Origin of the sequence: Myxococcus sp. AB025B (assembly GCF_006518215.1) — a bacterium.
Classification (GTDB): Bacteria; Myxococcota; Myxococcia; order Myxococcales; family Myxococcaceae; genus Myxococcus; species Myxococcus fulvus.
On sequence record NZ_SRLW01000698.1, the window covers coordinates 1 to 483 of the forward strand.

Genomic DNA, 483 nt, shown 5'->3' on the forward strand with positions numbered 1-483 from the left:
GAGAAGCACCCTCCCACCCGTTGACCCACAGTGGAGTCATGACCCTCAAGCTCACCACCGTTCACCTGATTGTCGACGACCCGGACAAGGCGCTGCCGTTCTACCGCGACCTGCTGGGCCTGAAGCTCATCGGCGACGTCTCCCACGAGGGGCTCCGGTGGCTCACCCTCTCCCCTCCCGCGCAGCCGGACATCCAGATCGTCCTGAGCCAGCCGCACGCCGGCCGCACGAAGGAGGACGGTGACGCCATCGCGCGCCTGCTCGCCAAGGGCACGCTGGGCGGCGCCCTGTTCAGCAGCGCCAACCTCGCGGAGACCTTCGAGAAGCTGCGCGCCTCGGGCGCGGACGTGGTGCAGGAGCCCACGAACCAGCCCTGGGGCGTGCGCGACTGCGCCGTGAGAGACCCCGCCGGCAACCTCATCCGCATCAGCCAGGCCTTCCCCCTGCGCGGCAACGCGGGCTGAGCAAGCCCACCCCCCGTCG

1 protein-coding gene is annotated in these 483 nt (G+C 70.4%); it reads left to right on the plus strand.

All coding sequences use genetic code 11. The annotated features are described in order from the left end of the window. Positions 1 to 38: 38 nt before the first annotated feature. A complete protein-coding gene (locus tag FL311_RS43565) occupies positions 39 to 464 on the plus strand; it encodes a VOC family protein (RefSeq protein WP_141333591.1) in 426 nt (141 codons plus the stop codon). Positions 465 to 483: the final 19 nt, after the last annotated feature.

Excerpts from the sequence above, each read along its gene's own strand:
- FL311_RS43565 (WP_141333591.1), top strand. The coding sequence starts at position 39 with ATGACCCTCAAGCTCACCACCGTTCACCTGATTGTCGACGACCCGGAC.